20 protein-coding genes and 1 pseudogene are annotated in these 22,067 nt (G+C 72.1%); 10 read left to right on the plus strand and 11 right to left on the minus strand.

Translation table 11 applies throughout. The features are described 5' to 3' along the window. Positions 1 to 9 precede the first annotated feature (9 nt). The 9 genes from ABD067_RS13220 to ABD067_RS13260 form a co-directional block, all read right to left on the minus strand. On the minus strand, positions 10 to 2,889 hold the full coding sequence (locus ABD067_RS13220) for a 2-oxoglutarate dehydrogenase E1 component (RefSeq protein ID WP_343895777.1): 2,880 nt from the start codon (positions 2,887 to 2,889) through the stop codon (positions 10 to 12). A gap of 154 nt (positions 2,890 to 3,043) precedes the next feature. After that, positions 3,044 to 3,922, minus strand: coding sequence for a succinate--CoA ligase subunit alpha (gene sucD, locus ABD067_RS13225; protein WP_343895778.1), 879 nt, complete (start codon positions 3,920 to 3,922; stop codon positions 3,044 to 3,046). 2 nt (positions 3,923 to 3,924) lie between these two features. Further along, positions 3,925 to 5,121: an ADP-forming succinate--CoA ligase subunit beta gene (gene sucC / locus ABD067_RS13230; protein ID WP_343895779.1), complete on the minus strand. Its 1,197-nt coding sequence runs from the start codon at positions 5,119 to 5,121 to the stop codon at positions 3,925 to 3,927. A 16-nt stretch (positions 5,122 to 5,137) separates the two neighbouring features. Then, positions 5,138 to 6,091, minus strand: coding sequence for a malate dehydrogenase (gene mdh, locus ABD067_RS13235; protein WP_343895780.1), 954 nt, complete (start codon positions 6,089 to 6,091; stop codon positions 5,138 to 5,140). A gap of 115 nt (positions 6,092 to 6,206) precedes the next feature. After that, on the minus strand, positions 6,207 to 6,611 hold the full coding sequence (locus ABD067_RS13240; RefSeq protein ID WP_343895781.1) for a hypothetical protein: 405 nt from the start codon (positions 6,609 to 6,611) through the stop codon (positions 6,207 to 6,209). A 50-nt stretch (positions 6,612 to 6,661) separates the two neighbouring features. After that, positions 6,662 to 7,864 carry a cell division protein ZapE gene (gene zapE, locus ABD067_RS13245; RefSeq protein WP_343895782.1) on the minus strand — a complete coding sequence of 401 codons (1,203 nt, stop codon included), beginning with the start codon at positions 7,862 to 7,864 and terminating at the stop codon, positions 6,662 to 6,664. Between the two features lie 53 nt (positions 7,865 to 7,917). Continuing rightward, positions 7,918 to 8,328: a hypothetical protein gene (locus ABD067_RS13250; protein ID WP_343895783.1), complete on the minus strand. Its 411-nt coding sequence runs from the start codon at positions 8,326 to 8,328 to the stop codon at positions 7,918 to 7,920. A gap of 126 nt (positions 8,329 to 8,454) precedes the next feature. After that, on the minus strand, positions 8,455 to 9,027 hold the full coding sequence (locus ABD067_RS13255) for a c-type cytochrome (protein WP_343895784.1): 573 nt from the start codon (positions 9,025 to 9,027) through the stop codon (positions 8,455 to 8,457). A 17-nt stretch (positions 9,028 to 9,044) separates the two neighbouring features. Beyond that, the gene (locus ABD067_RS13260) at positions 9,045 to 10,256 is read right to left on the minus strand and encodes a PQQ-dependent sugar dehydrogenase (protein WP_343895785.1); all 1,212 of its coding nucleotides are present in this window, start codon (positions 10,254 to 10,256) and stop codon (positions 9,045 to 9,047) included. 246 nt (positions 10,257 to 10,502) lie between these two features. Between ABD067_RS13260 and ABD067_RS13265 the strand changes: the two genes are divergently transcribed. After that, on the plus strand, positions 10,503 to 11,321 hold the full coding sequence (locus ABD067_RS13265) for a class I SAM-dependent methyltransferase (protein ID WP_343895786.1): 819 nt from the start codon (positions 10,503 to 10,505) through the stop codon (positions 11,319 to 11,321). An 882-nt stretch (positions 11,322 to 12,203) separates the two neighbouring features. Next, the gene (locus ABD067_RS13270; protein WP_343895787.1) at positions 12,204 to 12,938 is read left to right on the plus strand and encodes a glycoside hydrolase family 16 protein; all 735 of its coding nucleotides are present in this window, start codon (positions 12,204 to 12,206) and stop codon (positions 12,936 to 12,938) included. 39 nt (positions 12,939 to 12,977) lie between these two features. Here ABD067_RS13270 and der read toward each other — a convergent pair whose 3' ends face one another. Beyond that, the gene (der, locus tag ABD067_RS13275) at positions 12,978 to 14,327 is read right to left on the minus strand and encodes a ribosome biogenesis GTPase Der (RefSeq protein WP_343895788.1); all 1,350 of its coding nucleotides are present in this window, start codon (positions 14,325 to 14,327) and stop codon (positions 12,978 to 12,980) included. Between the two features lie 403 nt (positions 14,328 to 14,730). On the opposite strand from der, the gene ABD067_RS13280 reads away from it, so the two are divergent. The 7 genes from ABD067_RS13280 to ABD067_RS13310 all read left to right on the plus strand — a co-directional run bounded on the left by ABD067_RS13280 (position 14,731) and on the right by ABD067_RS13310 (position 20,709). Then, positions 14,731 to 16,716, plus strand: a complete 1,986-nt coding sequence (locus ABD067_RS13280) for a PAS domain S-box protein (protein ID WP_343895789.1) — start codon at positions 14,731 to 14,733, stop codon at positions 16,714 to 16,716. Positions 16,717 to 16,786: 70 nt separating this feature from the next. Continuing rightward, the gene (locus ABD067_RS13285) at positions 16,787 to 17,083 is read left to right on the plus strand and encodes a nitrile hydratase (RefSeq protein WP_343895790.1); all 297 of its coding nucleotides are present in this window, start codon (positions 16,787 to 16,789) and stop codon (positions 17,081 to 17,083) included. Then, entirely contained in the window at positions 17,080 to 17,451 is a 372-nt protein-coding gene (locus tag ABD067_RS13290) for an SH3-like domain-containing protein (RefSeq protein ID WP_343895791.1), read from the plus strand. Before ABD067_RS13285 ends, ABD067_RS13290 begins: the two co-directional genes overlap by 4 nt. Beyond that, positions 17,448 to 18,041, plus strand: coding sequence for a nitrile hydratase subunit alpha (locus ABD067_RS13295; RefSeq protein WP_343895792.1), 594 nt, complete (start codon positions 17,448 to 17,450; stop codon positions 18,039 to 18,041). Before ABD067_RS13290 ends, ABD067_RS13295 begins: the two co-directional genes overlap by 4 nt. Before the next feature lie 32 nt (positions 18,042 to 18,073). Further along, a complete protein-coding gene (locus ABD067_RS13300; RefSeq protein WP_343895793.1) occupies positions 18,074 to 18,520 on the plus strand; it encodes a nuclear transport factor 2 family protein in 447 nt (148 codons plus the stop codon). A 51-nt stretch (positions 18,521 to 18,571) separates the two neighbouring features. After that, complete coding sequence (locus ABD067_RS13305) at positions 18,572 to 19,969, plus strand: MFS transporter (RefSeq protein ID WP_343895794.1); 1,398 nt, start codon at positions 18,572 to 18,574, stop codon at positions 19,967 to 19,969. Further along, positions 19,969 to 20,709 (plus strand): hypothetical protein, encoded by a 741-nt coding sequence (locus tag ABD067_RS13310; protein WP_343895795.1) that lies wholly within the window; start codon positions 19,969 to 19,971, stop codon positions 20,707 to 20,709. Before ABD067_RS13305 ends, ABD067_RS13310 begins: the two co-directional genes overlap by 1 nt. A gap of 598 nt (positions 20,710 to 21,307) precedes the next feature. On the opposite strand, the gene ABD067_RS13315 is transcribed toward ABD067_RS13310, so the two are convergent. Then, entirely contained in the window at positions 21,308 to 21,664 is a 357-nt protein-coding gene (locus ABD067_RS13315) for a hypothetical protein (protein WP_343895796.1), read from the minus strand. Positions 21,665 to 21,855: 191 nt separating this feature from the next. Between ABD067_RS13315 and ABD067_RS13320 the strand changes: the two are divergent. After that, positions 21,856 to 22,067, plus strand: a pseudogene (locus ABD067_RS13320) (hypothetical protein); the annotation flags it as partial.

Consider the following 22,067-nt stretch of genomic DNA (forward strand, 5'->3'; position numbering starts at 1 on the left):
GCCCCGCCGCTACAGCGCCAGCGCCTCGCGCACCAGACTCTCCTGCTGCTGCCCGTGGACCTTGGCCAGGCCCGTCGCCGGGCTCGCCGCCGCCTCGCGGCCGGCGTACTCGGGCCGCTTCGCCTTGATGTCGAGCGCCTTGAGCACTCCCTCGATCCGCCGGTCCACGAAGGTCCAGGCGCCCATGTTCTCGGGCTCCTCCTGGCACCACACCACCTCGGCGTTCGTGTAGGGCGCCAGCGCGTTCCCCAGCCCCTCCTTGGGGAAGGGGTGGAGCTGCTCCATCCGGATGATCGCCACGTCCTTCACGCCGGCGTCGCGCCGCGCCTGGAGCAGGTCGTAGTAGACCTTGCCGGAGCAGAGCACGACGCGCTTCACCTCGGCCTCCGGCACCGTCGCGTCGATCTCCGGGATCACGCGCTGGAAGGCGCTGTCCGGCCCGAAGTCGGCGAGGCTGCTCACCGCCAGCTTGTGCCGCAGCAGCGATTTCGGCGTCATCAGCACCAGCGGCTTGCGGTAGTTGGCCTTGAGCTGGCGCCTGAGCGCGTGGAAGTAGTTGGCCGGCGTGGTCAGGTTGCACACCCGCATGTTGCGCTCAGCGCACATTTGCAGGTAGCGCTCCAGCCGCGCCGAGGAGTGCTCCGGCCCCTGCCCCTCGTAGCCGTGCGGCAGCAGCAGCACGAGGCCCGACATCCGCAGCCACTTCGCTTCGCCCGAGGCGATGAATTGGTCGATGATGACCTGCGCGCCGTTGGCGAAGTCGCCGAACTGCCCTTCCCAGAGCACCAGCGTGTGCGGGTCGGCGAGCGAGTAGCCGTACTCCAGGCCGAGCACGCCGAACTCGGACAGCAGCGAGTTGAACACCTCGAACCGCGCCTGGCCCTCGCGGATGTTGTTCAACGGCACGTACTCGGCTTGGTTCGACTGGTCCACCAGCACGGCGTGGCGCTGGCTGAAGGTGCCGCGCTGCACGTCCTCGCCCGAGAGGCGGACGCGGTGGCCGTCGAGCAGCAGGGTGCCGAAGCCCAGCGCCTCGCCCGTCGCCCAGTCGATGCCTTCGCCGCTCTCGATCGCCTGCTTCTTCGCTTCGAGCTGCCGCGCGATCTTGGGGTTGACGCCGAAGCCTTCCGGCACGCGGGCCAGCGCCGCGCCGACCTGGCGCAACGCGTCCAGCGGCACCGCCGTCGCGTGCAGCCGCTCCTCGTTCTCGCCTTCGGTGGCCGCCTTCAGCCCGGCCCAATGGCCTTCCAGCCAGTCGGCCTTGTTCGGGCGGAAAGCGCGGGAGGCTTCGAAGGCCTCGTCCATCTTGGCGTTGAAGGCGTCGAGCACGGCCTTGGCCTCGTCCGCCGGAACGCTGCCCTCCTTCGCCAAGCGTTCGGCGTAGAGCGTGCGCGTGGTCCGCATCTCGCGGATGCGCTTGTACATGATCGGCTGCGTGAACGCCGGTTCGTCCGTCTCGTTGTGGCCGTACCGGCGGTAGCAGACGATGTCGAGCACCGCGTCGGTGGCGAAGGCCTGGCGGAACTCGGCGCAAAGCCGGGCCGCGAAGACCACCGCTTCCGGGTCGTCGCCGTTCACGTGCCAGATCGGCGCCTGCACCGCCTTGGCGATGTCCGTGCAGTAGAGGCCCGAATAGGCGTGGGCCGGCATGGTGGTGAAGCCGATCTGGTTGTTGGTGACGATGTGGACCGTGCCGCCGGTGCGGTAGCCGATGAGCTGGCTCATCGCCATGGTCTCGTAGACCACGCCCTGCCCCGCGAAGGCGGCGTCGCCGTGCAGCAGGATGCCCATGACCGAGCGGCGCCGCTTGGTGTCGCCCCGCATGTCCTGCCGCGCGCGCACCTTGCCGACCACCACGGGGTCCACGGCTTCGAGGTGCGACGGGTTGGGCTGGAGCGAGAGGTGGACGGTGCGCCCGCCGATCTCCACGTCGGTGGAGGTGCCGAGGTGGTACTTCACGTCGCCAGAGCCCTGCACGTCGTCGGGGTTCGCGGCCACGCCCTGGAACTCGGCGAAAACCTGGGTGAAGGGCTTCTTCACCACGTTGACCAGCACGTTCAGCCGGCCGCGGTGCGCCATGCCGATGGCGATCTCCTCCACCCCGTCGCGGGCGACGGCCTCGATCACCGTCTGCACCGCCGGGATGGTGCTCTCGCCGCCTTCCAGGCCGAAGCGCTTGGTGGAGACGTACTTGCGGGCGAGAAAGGCCTCGAAGCCCTCCGCCTCGGTGAGCTGGCCGAGGATGGCGCGCTTGGCCTGGCCGTCGAAGGCGCGGGTCCAGGGCGCGCCTTCCATCCGCTCCTGTATCCACGCCTTCTGGTCCGGCGCCTGGATGTGCATGAACTCCACGCCGATCGGACCGCAGTAGGTGGCGCGCACCACTTCCATGATCTCGCGGATGGTCGCCGTATCGAGGCCGAGCACGCCGTTGATGAAGATTGGGCGGTCCCAGTCGGCCTCGGTGAAGCCGTAAGCGGCCGGGTCCAGCTCCGGATGCGGCTTCACCTGTTGCAAGCCGAGCGGGTCGAGCTGCGCTTCCAAGTGCCCGCGCACGCGATAGGAGCGGATCAGCATCAGCGCGCGGATGGAGTCGAGCTGCGCCGCGCGGATCGCTTCAGGGTCGGCGGCGGCCGTTGGGGCGGCGCCCTTTCCCCTGCCCAGCGGCGGCGCGTCCGGCGCCGGCGCGAAGCCGCCGCGCGGCCGCGGCGCCCAGGACGCGCCCGAAGCGTCGGTCAGCACGGCGCGCGCGTCGTCGTTCAGCGCGGCGAAGAGTTCGGCGAAAGAGGGATCGACGCTGTCCGGCTTCTCCACCCAGCGGGCGTAGAGGTCCGCGAGGAAGGCGGCGTTCGCCCCGGTCATCGCGGAAGCGAGGATGTCCACTCCGGCCATTCGGTTTCCTCCCTGCCGGCGCCACGGGGCCGGCGGCGATCAGATCAACGCGTCATCGGCGCCGCCGTCCCGCGACGAGGATCGTCGGGGCCGGGCCGCCAAGGACCGTAGATGGTGCTTCTACGCAGGATTTGCGGCGGCGATTCGGCAGCCCCTACCCCTTCAACGCCTTCACCATCGTCGAACCGAGCGCCGCCGGGCTGTCCGCCACGTGGATGCCGGCCGCGCGCATGGCCTCGATCTTCGCCGCGGCCGTGTCCTTGCCGCCCGAGATCACCGCGCCCGCGTGGCCCATCCGACGGCCCGGCGGCGCGGTGGCGCCGGCGATGAAGCCTACCACCGGCTTGCCGCCCCGGTTCTCCCGCCCGAGGAACTCGGCCGCCTCGGTCTCGCTCTGCCCGCCGATCTCGCCGATCATGACGATGGATTTCGTCTCGCTGTCGGCCAGGAACATCTCCAGCACCTCGACGAAGTCCGTCCCCTTCACCGGGTCGCCGCCGATGCCGACGCAGGTGGTCTGGCCGAGCCCGGCCGCCGTGGTCTGCGCCACCGCCTCGTAGGTGAGCGTCCCGGAACGGCTGACGATGCCGACCGAGCCGCGCCGGTGGATGTGCCCCGGCATGATGCCGATCTTGCAGGCGTCCGGCGTGATCACGCCCGGGCAGTTCGGCCCGACCAGGCGGGACTTCGAGCCGTCCAGCGCCCGCTTCACCCGCACCATGTCGAGCACCGGGATGCCCTCCGTGATGCAGACGATCAGCGGCACCTCCGCGTCGATCGCCTCCAGGATGGCGTCGGCGGCGAAGGGCGGAGGCACATAGATCACGCTGGCGTCCGCGCCGGTCGCCTCCAGGCACCCCGCCACCGTGTCGAACACCGGGAGCCCGATGTGCGTGGTCCCGCCCTTGCCCGGCGTCACGCCGCCCACGTAGTTGGAGCCATAGGCGATGCCCTGCTCGGCGTGGAAGGTGCCCTGCGACCCGGTGAAGCCCTGGGTCATGACCTTGGTGTTCGCGTCGATCAGGATGGCCATGCCTACGCGGCTCCCTTCACGGCGCGCACCGCCTTCTCGGCGGCGTCGGCCAGGTTCTCGGCCGGGATGATGGAAAGGCCGCTCTCGGCGAGTATCTTCTTGCCCAGCTCGACGTTCGTGCCCTCCAGCCGCACCACCAGCGGCACCTGGAGGTGCAGGTTCTTGCTCGCCGCGACGATGCCGCTGGCGATCATGTCGCACTTGGCGATGCCGCCGAAGATGTTCACCAGGATCGCCTTGACGTTGGCGTCCGAGGTGATGATCCGGAATGCCTCCGTCACCCGCGCCGCGTCCGCCGTGCCGCCCACGTCCAGGAAGTTCGCCGGCGAGGAGCCGTAGAGCTTGATGATGTCCATGGTCGCCATGGCGAGGCCGGCGCCGTTCACCATGCAGCCGATCTCGCCGTCCAGCGCCACGTAGTTCAGGTCGTGGCGGACCGCGTCCAGCTCCTTGGGGTCCATCTCCCCGTCGTCGCGCAGCGCTTCCAGGTCCTTGTGGCGGAACAGCGCGTTGTCGTCGAAGGACACCTTGGCGTCGAGCGCCACCACCTCGCCCGCGCCGGTGACGACCAGCGGGTTGATCTCCACGATGGCGCAGTCGAGTTCGGTGAAGGCGCGGTAGAGCGCCGTGACGAACTTCGTGAAGGCGGAAACCTGCCCGCCCTTCAGCCCGAGCCCGAAGGCGAGCTTGCGCGCGTGGAAGCCGGAGATGCCCGACGCCGGGTCCACCGCCACGCGCAAGATCTTCTCGGGATGGTCCGCCGCCACCTCCTCGATCTCCATGCCGCCTTCGGTGGAGGCCATGACGGTCACGCGGGAAGTGGCGCGGTCCACCAGCAGGCCGAGGTACAGCTCGCGCGCGATGTGGCACCCCGCCTCGACGTAGACGCGCGACACCACGCGCCCCGTCTCGCCCGTCTGCTTGGTGACGAGCGTCTTGCCGAGCATCGCCGCCGCCGCCGCTTTCGCGTCCTCGACGGTTTTGACGACACGCACGCCGCCCTTGCCGTTCGGGTCTTCCTTGAAGCGGCCGGCGCCGCGCCCACCCGCGTGGATCTGCGACTTCACCACGTACACCGGGCCGGGCAGCTTGCGCGCCGCGGCTTCGGCCTCCTCCGGGGTGGACGCCACGTGGCCGTCGAGCACCGCCACGCCGTAGCGCCGCAGCAGTTCCTTGCCCTGGTACTCGTGGATGTTCATGGCGGCGCCCCCCGCCTCAGCCGACGAGCTTTTTGGAGGCGTCCAACAGCTCCCGCACCGCGTTGCAGGACTTCTCGAAGGCGGCCTTCTCCTCGCCGTTGAGCTGGATTTCGACGATCCGCTCCACGCCGCCGGCGCCGATCACCACCGGCACGCCCACGTAGAGATCCTTGATGCCGTACTGGCCGGTCAGCCAGGCGGCGCAGGGCAGCACGCGCTTCTTGTCTTTGAGGAAGGCTTCGGCCATGGCGATGGCGGAAGCCGCCGGCGCGTAGAAGGCGCTGCCCTTCTCCAGCAGCTTGACGATCTCGCCGCCGCCGTTGGCCGTGCGCGTGCAGATGGCGTCCACCCGCTCCTGCGTGGTCCAGCCCATCTTGACGAGGTCCGGCACCGGGATGCCCGCCACCGTGGAGTAGCGCGTCAGCGGCACCATGGTGTCGCCGTGGCCGCCGAGCACGAAGGCGGTCACGTCCTCCACCGAGACGTTGAACTCCTGCGCCAGGAACAGCCGGAAGCGGCTGGAATCGAGCACGCCCGCCATGCCGACCACCCGCTCCGCCGGCAGGCCGGACTTCTCCCGCATGACCCACACCATCGCGTCGAGCGGGTTGGTGATGACGATGACGAAGGCGTCCGGGCAGTGCGTCTTGATGCCCTCGGCCACCTGCGCGATGACGCCGGCGTTCTTGCCGATCAGGTCGTCGCGGCTCATGCCCGGCGTGCGCGGGAAGCCGGCGGTGACGATCACCACGTCCGAGCCCGCGATGGCGGCGTAGTCCGAGCCGCCGGTCATCATGCTGTCGAAGCCGTCCACCGGACCGCTCTGCATGATGTCCAGCGCCTTGCCGGCCGCGACGCCGCCGAAGACGTCGAACAGCACGACGTCGCCCAGCTCCTTGAGGCCGATCAGGTGGGCGAGCGTGCCGCCGATGTTGCCGGCGCCGATGAGCGCGATCTTCTTGCGGGCCATGGCGGTCCTTCGGGTGCGCGGGGTGGGGAGAAAGCGCGCTTCCTAACCCCCAGGGCCCGCACCGGCAAGGCGGCGGCGGGCCGCGCGCCTAGCCCCGGAACCGGACCGTTCCCGGTCAGACCGGGATGCAGCGCACGATGTCGTCATGCCCTTCCGCGAGGGTCGCCATGGTGCCGGGCGGGCATTGCTGCGCTTGCACGCCCAAGGCCGGCGGCAGGCCCCGCGCCCAGCGGCTGGAGCTCGCCAGTTGCGCGCCGCGGCAGCGCGACGCCTGCCCGCGGGACGAGCGCCCGCAGGTCCCGGCACCGATGGCGGACGAGGCGACGGGGCGAACGGTCGTGGTCGCCATCACTTGGCGCAACAGGGGCGAGGCCTGCTGCGGCGGCTGCTTGGCCTTGGCGCCCCTGGAAACCTTCGCGTCGGAACTCCTGCCGCTGGTGGGTCCGTCGCTGCCGCGTGCCGCAGCAGGACCCACCAAGAGGGACAGGCCCAGGAAAGCGAGCGCCAAGTTACGCAGCATTCAGAATGCCTCCATACGCGTTCTCTTTTCCGTGAAGCATGTTTCAGGAATCAGGTCAAATGCGGGAGCGACAGGTATTCCTGGCTCTGCATCTCGACGAGCCGGCTGGCCGTCCGTTCGAAGATGGCGGCGTTCTCGCCCTGCTCGTGGATGCAGTCGGGCGGGGCCTCCGCCGAGGCGACCAGCTTGCAGCGGTGCTCGTACAGCGCGTCCACCAAGGTGATGAAGCGCCGCGCCCGGTCGGCGTTCTCCGGCCCGAGGCGCGGCACGCCGTCCAGCACCAGGGTGTGCATGTGCGTCGCCAACGCCAGGTAGTCCGCCGCGCCGAGGTTGCGGCCGCACAGCGCCTCGAAGTCCGCCCGCGCCACGCCGCGCGCCACCTCCGGCAATTCCAGCCAACGGCCCAGCACCGCCAAGCGGCAAGGCTTGCCGTGCGCCTCGCCGGTCAGTTCCTTGAACGCCGCGTCCAAGGCCCGCTCCGCCCGGCCGCCGAGCGGCGTGTGCCAGGTGGGCAGGCCGAGGATGCGGTCCCGGCGGTAATCGCGCGCCGCGTCCAGCACCAGCACGTCCAGCCGCTCCTTGATCAGCGCGATGAAGGGCATGAAGGCATCGCGGCCGGGGCGCCCCTTGAACAGGTCGTCCGGCAAGGTGTTGCTGGTCGCCACCACCACCACGCCGCGGGCGAACAGCGCCTCGAACAGCCGCCCGAGGATCATGGCGTCGGTGATGTCGTGGACCTGGAATTCGTCGAAGCAGAGCAAGGCGGCTTCGGCGGCGATCCCGTCCGCCAGCGGCGGGATCGGGTCCGCCTCATCCGGATGGGCCTTCTTCCACGCGTGGACGCGCCGGTGGCAATCTTGCATGAATTGGTGGAAGTGGATGCGCCGCTTCCGGGGCACGTCGGCGCAGGCGAAGAACAGGTCCATCAGCATGGACTTCCCGCGCCCCACCCCGCCCACGAGGTAGAGCCCGTTCGGCGTCGCTTCCGGCGCCCCTTCGGCCGACCTCCGGCGGAAGAAGCGAGACAGGAAACCGCCGCCCGACCCGCCGCCTTCCGGCCCCTCCGGGCGCGGGTCGTACCCGCGCAGCCGACGCCACAGGTCCTGCAAAGTCTCCGCCGCGAGCGCCTGCGCCGGGTCGGGCACCAAGGCGCCGGAAGCGACCCGCGCGCGGTAAGCCGGGAGGGGCCCCGGCGGTCGGGCCGCCGCGGCGGACGACGTGGCCGATGGAGGGGGCGGCGCCTGGGTGTCCATGGCGGCGCGGGATAAGGCATTTCCCGCGCGGGCGGAACGCCGGGCGGCTCGCCTCAGGCGATCAAGTAATAGCCGCCATACCCGAAGTCGTCATAGCCGCCGAAGAAGGGCGAAGCGACGTAGTCGTACTCCGTGCCGAGCCCGCCGTAGGAGGTCGGGATGCCCTGCGACCCGTAAAGCGTCGGGAGGACCAAGCCGTTGAAGCCGTCGTAGTAGGAGTACGCGGCCGTCGCGCCCTCGCTGTAGTACCCGATGCCGTAATGGGCGCTGAGGTCGAAGGGATAATCCACGATGTTGGTCACGGTGTATTGGCCGAACCCGAAGCCGTAGGGAGACGCGAAAACGGTCCCAACGGGCACCCCGACCAGGGCGGCGGTGTCCGTGACAGTGTACCCGGAATACGCGTCCCCCGTCGTGCTGGAGAATGTCCAGTAGAAGATGGAATCCCTGAACACGTCGCTCACGCCGCGCACCCCTCCTGGCAACGCCGCGCGACGGTCGGGCCACCCTGGCCGCCGGGGGCGCGGCGGCCCCGAACCGCTCCGAAACGGTTACGGAGCCATCGGGTTGCGCGCCACCCGGCCGCTTCGTCACCGTTGCGCCAAATGGTGCGCCAGGGCGGCGATCTGCGCGTCCGTCACCCCGTACATCACCGCGTTCATGTTGGTGTCGGAACCGCGCCGCGTCCCATCGCGGTACTGGGTCAGCGCGTGGACCAGGTAGTCCTCCCGCTGCCCGGCCACGCGCGGGATCTGCGCCCGCCCCGCGTAGGTCGGCAGGTGGCACACGCCGCAGTTCAGCTTCGCCGCCAGCGCCTCCCCTTCCCGCGCCTTCGCCGCGTCGGCCTGGCCCTTGTCGGGCGGCGGGCCGGGCGGCAGGGCGGCGTAGTGCGCGGCCAAGTCCTCTATCTGCGTGTCGTCCAGGCCCTGCGACAGGTCGTTCATGGGCGGCGCCTCGCGCAGCCGCTCGCGGAACAGGATCATCTGGAGCGTGATGAACTCCGCCGGCTGCCCGGCGAGCGAGGGCATGGGCGCCTGCGCCGCGACGCCCTGCGCGCCGTGGCAGGAGCCGCAGCCGCGCTCCTCCGCCAACACCGCGCCCTTGGCCGCGTCCTGCGCCGCGGCGGGGGAGACGGCAGCGGCGGCCGCGAGGGCCGCCGCCAACAAGGAACCCCGGAACGTCACTGCCGCGAAATGCGGTAGATCGCGCCGTTCTGCTCGTCGCTCACCAGCAAGGAGCCGTCGCGCCGCTGCATCACGTCCACCGGGCGGCCGTTGAAGCCGTTGTTGGAGTCGTCGCGGAAGCCGGTCAGGAAGGGCTCGATGCCTGCGACGTTGCCGTCCGCGCCGATCTTGGCGACGACCACGTCGTAGCCCGACAGCTTCTCGCGGTTCCAGGACCCGCGCCGGGCGATGAAGAGCTGGTTGCGGTACTGCTCGGGGAACATCGTCCCGGTGTAGAACCGCGCGCCGAGCGCCGCCACGTGCGGGCCGAGTTCAGCCGCGGGCTGCACGAACTCGCTGCACTCGCGCTGCGGCACCGCCGGGTCGTTCCACGAGCCCACGCAGAACGGGAAGCCGTGGTCCTCGCCGGGGCGGCGGATGCGGTGCAGCGTGTCGTTCGGCGTCTCGTTGCCCGCCCAGTCGCGCCCGTTGTTGGTGGCCCAGAGCTCGCGCGTCCGCGGGTGCCAGTCGAAGCCCACCGAGTTGCGGATGCCTTTCGCCTCGATCCTGCGGTCGGAGCCGTCCGGCCGGAAGGAGACGATGGTGGCGAAGCGGTCGCGGTCGAACTCGCACACGTTGCAGGGCACGCCGACGTTCATGGTCAGCCGCCCGTCCGGCGAGAAGGCCGCGAACTTCCAGCCGTGGTGCTCCTCCGTCGGCAGGTTGAAGGCCGCGGTGAGGTCGGTCGGCTGGCCCGGGTTGTCGAGCTTGCCCTCGATGCCGTCGTAGCGGAACACCTGGTTGATGGCGATCACGTACAGGTTGCCGTCCCGCACCGCGATGCCGTTCGGCTGCTTGAGCTGCTGCGCCAGCGTTCGCACCCGGCGCTGCCCGCCCTCCTCCGAGATGGCGTAGACGCGCCCGATGGTGCGGCTGCCGACGAACACGGTGCCGTTCGGCCCTTCCGCCATCATGCGCGCGCCCGGCGCCCCGTGCGCCCAGAGCTCCACCTTGAAGCCCTCCGGCACCTTGAGCGAGGCCACGGGGATGCGGTCGGGCGCCGTGACCGTCATGCGCGGCGCGTGCGGCGCCAGCGGCGAAGCGGCCATGCTGTCGGGCCGGCCTTGTTGCCAGGCGGGGGCCGGCGGCGCCTGTTGCGCGGCGGCGAGCGCCGGCGGCAAGGCGAGCGCCGCGGCGAGGCCGATGGTGGCCGAAAGCCGGAACGTCATATGGTCGGACCCTCCCTCTCGGGCCGGTCGTTCCGGCCCTTTCCCGTGAAGGTATGGGCACGCCGCGGGCCGCGGCAAGCAGGCGCCGGGAAAGGACCGCGCCCCTGCCCGGACACGCGCGACCTGTGACCCGGCGCACAGCATCCCGCGCGCGGGCCGGACAGCTTGCTTGCGCCCGCACAACGACGGCCGCACAACCGGTCCGCCGGCGCGAACGCGCGGCCACGAAACAACACGGAGGACACCATGAGCGCCACCACCCTCGCCGAACCCGACTACGCCGCCATCAAGCAGCGCCAGCAGGCGACCTGGGCCGCCGGCGACTACGCCGTGGTCGGCACCACCTTGCAGATCGTCGGCGAGCGCCTGTGCGAAGCGGTGGACCTCCGCGCCGGCGAGCGCGTCCTCGACGTCGCCGCGGGCAACGGCAACGCCACCCTCGCGGCCGCCCGGCGCTTCGCCGACGTCACCTCGACGGACTACGTCCCCGCCTTGCTCGACCGCGGCAAGGAACGCGCCGCCGCCGACCGCCTTTCCGCCTCCTTCCAGCAGGCCGACGCCGAAGCACTCCCCTTCGCCGACGGGAGCTTCGACGTCGCGCTCTCGACCTTCGGCGTCATGTTCACGCCGAACCAGGAGAAGGCCGCCGCCGAGATGGCCCGCGTCGTCCGCAAAGGCGGGCGCATCGGCCTCGCCAACTGGACGCCGGAGGGCTTCGTCGGCCAGCTCTTCAAAACGATCGGCAAGCACGTGCCGCCCCCGGCGGGCGTCCGGTCCCCCGCGCTCTGGGGCACCGAAGCGCGGCTGGCCGAGCTGTTCCCCGGCCATGCGGTGAAGGCGGCGCCCCAGGTCTTCAACTTCCGCTACAAGTCGCCGGCGCACTGGCTGGAGGTGTTCAAGACCTACTACGGCCCCACCAACCGCGCCTTCGCCGCCCTCGACGCCGAGAAAGGCGCCGCCCTGGAAGCGGACATCATGGCGCTCCTCGCGCGGATGAACCGCGGGGGCGAGGAGGCGCTGATCGTGCCGAGCGAGTACCTCGAAGTGGTGGTCACGAAGGCCTAGGCGCGCCGCCAAGCACGGCGGGCGGGCCCGACGCACGGGTCCGTCCGCTCGCGCGCCGCCAACGGAATGGACCGGCGACGCCCCGCTCCCTCTCGCCTAGCTTCCGCATGCTCAGTGGGTCGGGCGAGTCGGCGCCGCGACGCAGCCTCGCGGACGCGGCATCGGGGTGTGATCGTGGCGGCTCATCGTCCCTCTGCGGTGCAACACATCCGAGCGCAGCTACAAACGTTTTGTCTCAAATAAAGAAATTCAGATCACGGTTGACCCACAATTAACTTCGACGTAATCCAGCTCTCGCTCGCGGGGAAATGACAACGCCGAGCAGCCTGTTATCCACAGTAAAGGGAACCGTTATCCGAGCGACACTGCGCGTTTAACTCGCTTCGGAACCTCTCGATGCAATCCGACCAAGCACGGTTGGATCGAAAGTACCATCGAACGAGTCCAGCGACGCTGTCGCACCACCCCCAGCCGCCGGAGCAATCGGCGTCCGACCGACCCTAGCGACGCGGCTCGCTTCGCTGGCGTCAACCCTGGTGGTCCCGAGTACCAGTCGCCGCCGACAGCCGGTGGCGTCCCAACCGCTAGGCAACGTCGCCACCCCACCGGTGACGCCGCGATACCGAACCGCCAGCCCTGCGTCCGGCAGGGCCCCAGGTCGGATCGAAGAACGGAACACCCGTCCGCCCGCCGGCGCGAACCCGCGTCCGGCGCCCGGACGAACGGCCGCGCGGGTCCACCCGCGGGGCCGAACGGGTGAACCACGCCCCGCGTCTGGAACCATTCCAGGCCGCCTCGTCGCACGCGCCGTTTCACCGCGCCCATCGTAACGGGGGCGCTCCGCGCGGACATTTTCGAACTTACTCAACTTGGAGTTGCGTAATGCCCAACAATGCCCTCAGCGAAAGCTTCGACAACGGCACCGGCGCGCTCGGCAGCGCGTGGAACGTCGACACCTCGACCAAGGGCGAGGTGAAGCTCAGCGGCGGCGGCGCGGCCCTGATGGAGTTCGCGTCCGGCAAGGAAGCCGGCCACGGCTACGGCACCTACACCGTCACCGCGAAGCTGGACGGCAACCAGCCCGGCCCCGCGATCCTCCTCTGGCCCGGCGACGACAAGTGGCCCGGGCAGGAGATCGACCTCGCGGAGATCACGCCTGACGGCTCGGGCCGGCACTACGGCACCGTCCACTGGAACAACGGCGGCTCGGACGCCTACACCGCGCGCGTCTACGACGGCGTCTCTGGCCGCTCGTTCCACGACTACCAACTGACCTGGGAACCGGGCCGGATCACCTTCCGGGTAGACGGCGCCGAGAAGGGCGTCGTCACCGACCACGTGCCGGCCGACTTCGACCACGGCGGCATGAACAACACCATCGGGTTCCTGAACAACAACCCGAACACCTCGCTGACGGTGTCGCACGTGGACTTCAAGCCGTTGGGCGGCGGCGCCTCCGCCTGGGCGCCCCCCGCCGGACAAGCGGCCCTCCAAGCCGCCCCGGCCGAGACCGGCACGCCGGTGGTCCCCGCGGAGGCGAGCGGGCCGGTCGATTGGGCCGCCCTGGCCGCCGAGGTGATGGCGAACTACGAAGCCACGGGGAGCTGGTTCATCTGAGGCGCAGGCGGCGGGGCGGGCACGCCGCCCGCCCCGCCGCTACCCGGCCTTCTCCTCGGCGTAGGGATTCGTGGTCCCCCGCGTCTGCAACCGGACCGGCACGCCCGGCATCCCGAACGCCTCGCGGAAGCCGTTCACCAGGTAGCGCCGGTAGTCCTCCGGCAGCTCCTCCGCCCGCGTGCCGAACACCACCACCGTCGGCGGACGGGCCTTGGGCATGGTGGCGTAGCGCAGCTTGATCCGCCGCCGGTCCACCAGCGGCGGCGGGTGCCGTGCCAGCATGTCCTCGAACCAGCGGTTCAGCTCGCCGGTCGGCACGCGCTTGTTCCACAGCGCGTAGACCTCGCGCACCGCCGGCATCAGCCTCTCGACGCCCTTCCCCGTCGCGGCCGAGAGCGGCACCACGGCGACGCCCTTCAACTGCGCCAAGCTCGTCATGAGCGTGTCGGACAGGCGGTTGCGCGCCGCCGTCCGGTCCTCCACCGCGTCCCACTTATTGAGGGCGATCACCACCGCGCGCCCTTCGCGCTCCGCCAGCCGCGCCAGGCGCAATTCCTGCTCGTCCATGCCGAGCAGCGCGTCCACCACCAGCACCGCCACCTCGCACTCCTTCAGCGCGGCGAGGGAGGCGGCGGCCGACATCTTCTCCAAATCCTCCGTGACGCGCGCGCGCTTCCGCAGCCCTGCCGTGTCCACCAGCCGCACGCGCCCGCCCGTCTCGTCGCGCCACTCCACCGCCACGGCGTCGCGCGTCAGCCCCGGCTCCGGCCCGGTGATCATCCGCTCCTCGCCCAAGAGCGCGTTGAGCAACGTGGACTTGCCCGCGTTGGGCCGCCCGATGATGGCGAGGCGGAGCGGCCGGTCGGGATCGGCCTCGTCCTCCCCTTCGGCCTCCTCCGGCAGCAGCTCGCGCACCGCGTCGTGCAGCTCGCCGATGCCGTCCCCGTGCTCGGCCGAGACGGCGACCGGGTCGCCCAAGCCGAGCTCGTAGGCCTCCATCGCCCAATACCCGCCCTGGCGCCCTTCCGTCTTGTTGGCCACCAGGATGACAGGCACGCTTTGCCGCCGGAGCCACGCCGCGAAGGCGAGGTCGGACGGCGTCATGCCGCCGCGCGCGTCCACCACGAACACCGCCACGTCCGCCCGCCGCAGCGCCTCCTCGGACGAGGCGCGCATCCGCCCCTGGATCGTCTCCGGCGCCGCCTCCTCCAGCCCCGCCGTGTCCACTAGCAACACGTCGCGCCCGCCGATCCGCGCCGGCGCCTCCTTGCGGTCGCGCGTGACGCCCGGGGTGTTGTCCACGATTGCGATGCGCCGCCCGGCGAGGCGGTTGAACAGGGTGGACTTGCCCACGTTGGGGCGGCCCAGGATGACGACGGTGGGGGGCATGGGACGCTATATGGGGTTCGGCCGGGCGATCGGGCGAGGGCGGGCGTCGGTGCTGCTCCTCCGCATAGCCGATTCCGGGCGATCTGGAATCGCCCCTGGTCCCGTGCAACGCCAACGCGGTTCCGTACCAGACGCCGGATGCCGAAGCGGCGGACGAAAACGATCCGGCCACCCTCGTTGCGCACGACGTTGCAGCCGTGCTGCCTGTCGTTCCCCGGTGCCGAAATTGACCCCCCCTTCGGTGCCGCCGTGGCCGCAAGGCGGCTCGGTCGGCTGATCGGCCGCCACGGTTCGGTCCCGTGCTGGCCGCCACACGCAACCCGCGGTTGGTCAGCCACGTTGGAAAGCCCGACCGGGACGGGGCGGGACACTCTCTGCCCGTTTGCAGAGGCGATTCCGTAACGTGGGCGACCTTTTCACGAACCGAGCGCACGGCCGGCGCGCACCGGCCACCGCGACCGGCCTTGGCCGGGACACCCTCCTACGCCTCTTCGAAGCGGCGCCGAACCCCTACCTCGTGCTGCGTCCGGACGCTCCGCTCTTCACGATCGTCGCGGCCAGCGACGCCTACCTCGCCGCGACTGGCACGACGCGGGCGCAGGTGCTCGGCCTCAGCCTGTTCACCGCCTTCCCCGCCAACCCCGACGACCCCGCCGACGACGGCGCACGCGCCCTCGCCGCGTCCTTGTCGCGTGTGCTGGCCACGCGCGAGCCCGACGCCATGGGCGTGCAGCGGTACGACATCCCGGGCCGCGGCGACGGTGGGAAGGGGTTCCAGCTCCGGTACTGGGGCCCTAGGAATCTCCCTGTTCTCGCCCCGGACGGCACGGTCGAACTCATCCTCCACCAAGTGGAGGACGTGACCGACCTCGTGCTGGCGCGCGAGCGGGCGGATCTGGCCGAAGCCGAGACCATGCGCCGCGCGGCGGAGGTCGCGCGCTCCAACCTCGACTTGAGGGCCGCCAACGCGGCGCTGCGCGAAACCGAGGACCACTTGCGCCACGTCGTCGAACTCAACCCGCAAATCCCCTGGACGGCCGACCCGCACGGCGGCATCACCGACTTCAACGAACGTTGGCTCGCAGTCACCGGCCTGTCGCGGCAGGAAGCGTTGGGCGAAGGTTGGGTCCGGGTGCCCCACCCCGAGGACCTGCCGGGCATGTCGGCGGCCTGGCAACGGGCGGTTGCGACGGGCGAGCCCTACGACGCCGAGGTGCGCCTGCGCATGGCGCAAGGCGGGTACCGTTGGTGGCGGGTACGCGCCTTTCCGCGCCGCGGCGCGGACGGGCGGATCCTGCGCTGGTACGGCACGACGGAGGACGTGCACGACAGGCGGACGGCGGAGGAAGCGCTGCGCGCGGAACGGGAGCGCCTGTCCGCGCTGGTCGCCCAAGCCGCGGTCGGCATCGCCGAAACCAACGCCGAAGGGCGCTTCATCCTGACCAACGGGGCGCTCTGCGCCATCCTCGGCCGCGCGGAAGCGGAGATGCTCGGGCGGCGGCCGGAGGAACTCGCGCCCGATGGGGACGCGGGCGAGGAAGCGGCGCGGAGCCTCCGCGCCCTGGTGTCGCGCGCGCTGGAAGCGGGCGAACCGGCCGTCCTGGAACGGCGCCTCCACCGGCCCGACGGCACGACCGTGTGGGCGGCGGTCCACGCCGGCCCGGTGCGCGACGCTTCGGGCAGCGTGCGCGGCGGCGTCGGGGTGGTCGTGGACACCACGGAGCGGCGCGAAGCCGAGCGGCGGCAGACTTTGCTGGTCGCGGAGCTGAACCACCGGGCCAAGAACATGCTCGCCACCGTGCAGGCCGTGGCCGCGCAGACGCTGCGCGGGACGGCCGACGAGCCGGAGCGGTTCGCCCGCCACTTCAGCGCGCGGTTGCAGGCGCTCGCCCGCGCCCACGACCTCCTGACGAGGATGGCCTGGACCGAGGCGGCCCTCGGCGACATCGTCCGCGCCGCGCTCGTGCCCTGGCTGGGGGGGACCGAGGAGCGCATCGAGATCGCCGCTTCGGCCTGTGCCGGCGTGCGGGCCGGGCCCTACCAAGTGCAAGCCCTGGTGCTGGCGCTGCACGAGCTCGCCACCAACGCCGCCAAGCACGGCGCCCTGTCGCGGCCCGGCGGACGGGTGAAGCTGTCCTGCCGCACGGAGCCGGACGGCGCGGCCGGGCTCTCCTGGGTCGAGAGGGGCGGCCCGCCGGTGTCCGGCCCGCCGGCGCGGCCCGGCTTCGGGACGCGGCTGCTGGAGCGGGGCTTGGCCCGGGATCTCGGGCCGGAGGCGGCGGTGTCGCTGTTCTTCGAGCCCGCGGGGCTGCGGGCCGAGATAGGCTTCCTGCCCAAAGCGGCGCGGAGCGCGTTCCCGCCGATGCCGCCCGACCTGGCCCGGATCTGACACGAGGGCGCCGCCGCCGCCGCGCGGTTGGGATGGACGCCCTCCGCCCGTGCGTCCTAGCCTTGCCCCCATGAGCGAGACGCCCGACCGCACCCCCGCCACCCACGACATCGGCGGCCTCCAGCGCTTCCGCTGCACGCCGGTGGAGCGCGACGAGGCGCCGCCCGACGACTTCGGCCGCCGCGTGGACGCGCTGCGCCAGCTCCTGGCGCAAAAGAAGCTGATGACGGTGGACGAGCTGCGCCGGGGCATCGAGTCCATCCCGGAGAACGAGTACTTCGCCCTCACCTACTACGAGCGCTGGCTCCGCTCGATCGAAACGCTGATGCTGGAAAAGGGAGTCGTCACCGAGGAGGATCTGCGATGACCGCGGCCGAGGGCACCAGCGCCGCCGCCGCCGACCCGCCCGGCGCGCCCGCCCCCGCGGCGCCCCGCTTCGCGCCCGGCAGCCGCGTCCGCGTGCGGGACGACTGGCCGGAGCGCCGCGGCCCCTGCCACATCCGCACGCCGCACTACCTCCGCGGCCGGATCGGCACGGTGGAGCGGGCGCTGGGCCGCTTCGCCAACCCCGAGGACCTCGCCTTCGCCCGCCCCGCGCCTGAGCGCACCCTCTACCACGTGCTCTTCCCCCAGCCGCCGCTGTTCGCCGAAGGCCGCCCCGGCGACGACGTGCTGGTGGAGGTCTTCGAGCACTGGCTCGAACCCGCCGGCGACGCGACGGAGAAAGCCGCATGAGCGCCCCCGCCCGCCCCGAAAGCGTCGCCGCCCTCCAACGCCTCGTGGACGCCCTGAAGGCCCGCGGCATCGTCACGGACGAGGAGCTGGCCGCCCGCCAGGCCAGCACGGACCAAGCCAGCCCCGAAACCGGCGCCCGCATGGTCGCCCGCGCCTGGCTCGACCCCGACTACCGCGCCCTCCTGCTCAGCGACGGCAAGGCCGCGGCCGAGGCGATGGGCGTCTCCATGGCCGGCGCGCCGCCGCTCGGCGTGCTGGAGGACACCCCGGCGCGCCACCACCTCGTCGTCTGCACCCTCTGCTCCTGCTACCCGCGCGCCGTGCTCGGCTACCCGCCGCACTGGTACAAGAGCTTCGCCTACCGCGCCCGCGCCGTGCGGGAGCCGCGCGCCGTGCTCGCCGAATGGGGCACCGTGCTGCCCGACAGCGTGGACATCCGCGTGGTGGACAGCACCGCCGACTACCGCTGGATGGTGCTGCCCATGCGCCCCGCCGGCACGGACGGGTGGGACGAGGCCCGCCTCGCCGCCATCGTCACGCGCGACGCGTTGGTGGGCGTCGAGTTGCCGAAGGCCCCGGCCGCCGCCTGAAGCGCCGCCGGCCACGGAGGGAGGAGCCGAGCATGAGCCACGCGACCCCCGAAGCCGACGAGGCCGCCTGCACCCGCGACAGCCTCGCCTGCCAATCCCGCCTTTACGCCGAGTACGGCCGCGGCAACCGCGCCGCGGTGTTCGAGGCGCTGGCCGAGGACGTGGACTGGCGCTCGGTCGGCCCGGCCCAGGTCCCCTGGAGCGGCAGCTACGCCGGCCCCGACGGCGTCAGGTCGTACTTCGAACGCCTCGACTCCGCCGTGCAGGTCCTCCGCTACGAGGTGGAGCGCACGGTCGCGCAGGGCGAGTGGGTGACGGCCCTGGTGCGGGTCCGCGTCCGCTTCCCCGCGACGGGCGTGGAGCGGGACTTCGCCGCGGCCAACGTCATGCGCCTCCGCGACGGCCGCATCCTGGAGTTCCGTGAGTTCTTCGACACCGCCGGCGCGCTGGAGGCGATGCAAGGGCCGCAGGCGGCGTGACGCCGCCCGGCGCGGCAGCGGACTCGGCGGCGCGGCGGCGGCGCCCGGCGCTTGGCGCCTGACACCGGCCTCCGGTCGGCCCCGCCGCGCGCCGCCGATCCGGCCGCGGACGGCCTGCCCGCCCCGCGGCGCCACCTGTCCACCCTCGTCATCCAGCTCTCCATCGCGGTGACGGTGCTGGACGCGCAGATGCTCGGCGTCGCGCTGCCGGGCATCGCGCGCGGCCTGGAGGTGTCGCCGGCGGACGCGACCTGGCTGCTCAACGCCTACCAGCTCGCGGTGGTCTGCACCCTGCTGCCCATGGCCTCGCTCGGCGAGATCCTGGGCTTCCGCCGCGTGTTCCTGTCGGGCCTAGCCGCCTTCGCCGCCGCCTCGGTGGGCGCCGCGCTCGCGCCCGGCTTCGGCCCGCTGCTGGCCTGCCGCGTGCTGCAAGGGCTGGGCGCATCGGCGGTTATGAGCCTCACCGCAGGCATGATCCGCCACACCTTCCCCCAGGCCAAGCTCGGCGGCGCGATGGGCATCAACGCCATGGTGGTGGCCGTGTCCGGCGCCTCGGCGCCCGGGATCGCGGCGGCGGTGCTCTCCGTCGCCCCATGGCCCTGGCTGTTCCTGGTCCATGTGCCTCTGGGGCTGCTCGGCCTCGCGCTCGGCGCCCGCGCCCTGCCGAACCCGCCGCGCGCGCGCCGCTCCTTCGACACGCCGAGCGCCGCGCTGAACGTGCTCGCCTTCGGCCTGCTCTTCCTCGGCCTCGACCTGCTGCTGGCCGTGCCCGGCCTGGCGCTGCCGCTGATGGCCATGGGCATCCTCGCGGGCTGGCTCCTGGTCCGCCGCCAGTTCGCCCGCCCCGCGCCGCTGGTGCCGCTGGACCTGCTCCGCATCCGCGTGGTGGGCCTCTCGGTGGCCGCCTCCGTCTGCGCCTTCGCCGCCTGGTACGCCGCCTACCTGTCCCTGCCCTTCCTGTTCCAGGCGGCAGGGCGCGGGCAGGCCGAAGCGGCGCTGCTGCTCACGCCCTGGCCCCTGGCGCTGGCGGTGGCGGCCCCGCTCGCCGGCCGCCTGTCCGACCGCGTGCCCACCGCGCTGCTCTGCGCCGGCGGCATGGCGGCGTTGGCGGCCGGGCTCGCGTCCCTGCTGTCCGGCTCCGCGACCCTCCTGTCCGGCGCGGCGGCGCTGGCCGGCGCCGCCGTGGCGCTGTGCGGCGCAGGCTTCGGCTTCTTCATGACGCCCAACAACCGCACCATGCTCTCCGCCGCCCCCAAGGCGCGCGCCGGCGGCGCGGGCGGGATGCAGGCGACCGCGCGCGTGCTCGGCACCACCCTCGGCGCCACCGCGCTGGCGCTGTCCTTCCAGGCGGCGGGCCTGGAAGGCGGGCCGCGGCTGGCGATGGGCGCCGCCATCGGCCTCGCGCTGGCGGCGGCGGCCCTCAGCCTGTCGCGGCGGAAGGTCGGGTGATGGCCGGAGCGAAGACCCACATCCGCCACGACCGCCCGCGCATCGCCGCCCGCGACCTCGCCGACTACATGGCGGCGTCCGAGGTCTCCAAGCGCACGATCGTCCGCAACAGCAAGTTCGAGCCACTCCTCCACGTCGCCCACCACGACGAGGCCCGCGCCGTCGTGTCCAAGTTCATCGCCGACCGCGACACCGACCTGTCCTGGCTCTTGGAGGAAGCGGGGCGCATCTGCGGCCACGCCGCGTCCGAGCCGGCGGGCTTCGAGCGCGACGTGGCCGAGCGCAACGCCGCCTACATCGAGCGCTTCGCCAAGAACTGGCCCAGCGTCCGCCTGCCGCCGAGGGCCGAGGCCCTGCCCGTCGGCGAGCCGCCCCCGCCGCCCCTCCACCTGAACGGCGTCGAGATCACGGTCGAACTCCATTTCCGCCTCCGCCGCGCCGCGCGCGACAACACGCTCCGCACCGGCGCCGGCATGCTGCGCTACTCCAAGAACCGCCCCCTGCCGCGCGCCGTCGGCGAGTGGCAGGCCGCCCTCCTGCTGGGCTCCCTCCGCGCGCTCGACCCGCCGCCGGGCGAAGCGCCCGACGGCAAGCTCTGCCTGGTGCTCGACGCCCAATCCGGCGCCCTGCACGCGGCCCCCGGCGACGCGGTGCGCCGCTTCGGCCAGATCGCCGCCGCTTGCGCCTCCATCGCCGAGCGCTGGCCGACTATCGCTCCGCCGGCGGGGGCGGTGGTGTAGCCGCGCCCCCAGGCCGCGGGCGGCGGCGGCGTGAACGCGCGCCCCACCGCCCCCCGGTTCGCGCTCAATCACCCGCAGGTAAGCCAGCGCCGCCGCATCGGGAACCGCCGCCGGCTCCGCCGACGCTTGGCCGAAGGAAGCACCGGCGCGATTCATCCTGCTCCGCGCCGCCCTGTCCCGCGGCGGCCCCGCTTCGGTCCAGGAGTTCGCCCGTCGCTTCCGCAACGCCCCACGCGGCCCGAAGCTCGCCGGGGTGCTCGCCACCCGCCGCCCTCAGCCAGACCCGTGCCCTGAACGGCGACCGTTTTGCCGCCTGGCCCGCCGGGGCATGCAATGCGGCGAGCACCCACCGGGTCCGGCCCCCTGCGCCGCGCTCCCCACCAGTCGCCGTCGCATCCCAGGTGCCGCGAGGTGTATAGGAATAAATGCTTTGCTCGCCCGCTCTTTCAGACCAGCATCCGCAGCTCCGCCCCGAGGGCTTCGCACATGCCCGGCGTCGCACGCCCGAGAGCACGATTCGCTCGGAACACGCCGCCTGCCCGGCCAGAGCCATCATTCGTCCGAAAGCCGCAAAACGCTGCCCGATCGGCCCGCGCCCTCAGCCTTCGCCGGCCAACCCCGGGCCCGCGCCCTCCGCCGGCGCCTCCTTCCGCATGTAGGCCCAAGCCCGCAGGAAGTGCGGCGCCAAGGCCGCCGGGTGGTCCACCCGGACGATCTGGTCGTCCAGTTCCATCGTGTCGCGGAAGTCCGAGACCACGTCCTCGCCCACCGCCAGCATGTCGATCGCGTCGTCGCTGCGGATCGGCCCGTCGAAGATGTAGCGGATGGAGATCTTCGTCTCCGCCCAGTCGCAGGTGACGGCCCGCAGCGAGGCCGGCACCACGCCGACCAGCGCACGCTGCAAGGACAACAGGAGCTCCGTCCGGAGGAGCTGGTCCATGCGTTCGTTCTGCATCGAGGAACCCTTCCGCGTCGCCGCACCCTACCCCGGATACGCCAACAGCCCCGCAACGACTGCGTGACACCCTGCCGCCGCGGCCTACACGGTGCCGCGACAGGGACGGCACGGGGCGCCCGCCCGGTTTGCCCGCCAACGGCGCCGTGCGGCATCCTCGCGCGGCGGACGGGGAAGGAGCGCCGGCACCGATGGGCGAGACGACGACGACGATGCCGGGCCGCGTCTTGGGCGTGCTCGGCGGCATGGGGCCGCTGGCCGGCGCGCAGTTCATGGTGCGCCTCACCCAGCTCACGCCCGCCGAGCGCGACCAGGACCACGTGCCCGCCGTGCTCTGGTCCGACCCGCGCGTGCCCGACCGCACCGCCGCGGCGCGGCGCCTCCCCGGCGGCGCCGACGCGCT

It is taken from the genome of Craurococcus roseus (genome assembly GCF_039523795.1).
In the GTDB taxonomy this organism is placed as follows: Bacteria; Pseudomonadota; Alphaproteobacteria; order Acetobacterales; family Acetobacteraceae; genus Craurococcus; species Craurococcus roseus.